This window comes from Campylobacter concisus, assembly GCF_902460535.1.
GTDB lineage: Bacteria > Campylobacterota > Campylobacteria > Campylobacterales > Campylobacteraceae > Campylobacter_A > Campylobacter_A concisus_AS.
Genome location: NZ_CABPTV010000015.1, coordinates 1 through 1,576, shown reverse-complemented (window position 1 = coordinate 1,576; position 1,576 = coordinate 1). Strand labels below are relative to the sequence as shown.

3 protein-coding genes are annotated in these 1,576 nt (G+C 34.0%); all 3 read left to right on the top strand.

Features of this window, described 5'->3' with window-relative positions; all coding sequences use genetic code 11:
* A partial coding sequence (locus FZ945_RS09705) for a Rep family protein (RefSeq protein WP_148804174.1) occupies positions 1–446 on the top strand: 446 nt, incomplete at its 5' end.
* Entirely contained in the window at positions 433–642 is a 210-nt protein-coding gene (locus tag FZ945_RS09700; protein WP_148804172.1) for a hypothetical protein, read from the top strand. The genes FZ945_RS09705 and FZ945_RS09700, both read left to right, overlap by 14 nt.
* 601 nt (positions 643–1,243) lie before the next feature.
* The coding region (locus FZ945_RS09695) for a replication protein (protein WP_187424199.1) at positions 1,244–1,576 on the top strand (333 nt) is incomplete at its 3' end.

The window sequence follows — 1,576 nt, the reverse complement described above, 5'->3', positions numbered from 1 at the left end:
TGAATGCTGATGAACACGAGAAAAAGGCACATTATCACGTAATTTGTTGCTGGGACGGTCCAGTTCGTTTTACTCAAGCCGAAAAATTGGCAAAATCTGTTAATGGCACAATTCCTATTCCTTTAGAGAGCATACGAGGCTATTATCGATATTTTACTCATAAAGATAACCCAGAGAAGCACCAGTATGATGAAAGCGAAATAAAGTGCCTTAATGGCTTTGCAATTACTGATTTTGTTGAGCTTAGTAAAAGTGAAGTAGTAAAAATTAAATATGATATTCTTGATTTGATAGAGAAGAACGGTTTTTGTGAATATTATGATTTGATTGAGTTTTTAAAAAATGACAATATTGAACGATTAGAAATAGCAATGAATAACACATTATTTTTTAATACTTATCTAAAATCAAAGAGACATAAGGGGTTTAAAAATGGGGTTTCCTAAAAAGCACGAACAAAGCGTAATACGCAGTGTTAGAGTTCCTAAAGTTATACAAGATTTTTTAAAAGAGTATTTTAAAAATAGAGATGATTTTACTGCTAATGATTTTATAAATTTGCTTATTGAAAATTCTGATGAATATAAGAAATTTATGGCTCTTAAATCTGCAGAAGATAAGCAGCCAAAACTATTCGCATAGTCGCTTCCTTAAAGGTAACAATTTTTTATTAATTTGACAAGTGTCCCCTTTTTAAGGGGTCAAGGGGATATCCCCTTGCGAGTTTCAAGGTATTACCTTGAGTATGCTCGCCTATAATAAAAACATACTTTTTAACAATAATTTTGTCGGACATTTTCGGCGTTAAAGCCTATCCTGCAATCAATAAAAAAAGCTGGGGTATGGGGTTATAACCCCATAAGTGTGGCACATTAGGGGCGAAGCTCCGCCCTAAGTGATATAATTTTAGAGTAGCCTTTAACAACAGAAGCCCAGATCTGCAGGGCGGATGCCCTGCAAAATGGGCGTTCTTGTCAAATTAATAAAAAACTTTCACCTTTAAGGTTTTGCACTAATAGCGCTAAAACTTATAATGTAACTCTAAACTTAAAAAATTATAAAAATAAGCTAATTTTTATTTTAAATTGGGGGGTTACTACGACACCCCCCAATGGGTGACTTGTGACATGTGACATAATTTTTGTTTAAGTTTTCTTGTATTACAATTCAAGTATCAAAAAAAAAGAGAACCTGAAACACCTTTTTAAATTTATGGTTCTCTTTTTTAGAATGGAGTTAAATTATGGCACAAGATGCTAAAAATGTCAAAAAGAGAAATTGGGCTTTTGTTGCATACCCTGAGAGTATGCCAACCAACTGGCTTGAAATATTACAAGAAACAGGCGCACCGATTGCTATTTCACCGTTACACGATAAAGATTTGAATGCTGATGAACACGAGAAAAAGGCACATTATCACGTAATTTGTTGCTGGGACGGTCCAGTTCGTTTTACTCAAGCCGAAAAATTGGCAAAATCTGTTAATGGCACAATTCCTATTCCTTTAGAGAGCATACGAGGCTATTATCGATATTTTACTCATAAAGATAACCCAGAGAAGCACCAGTATGATGAA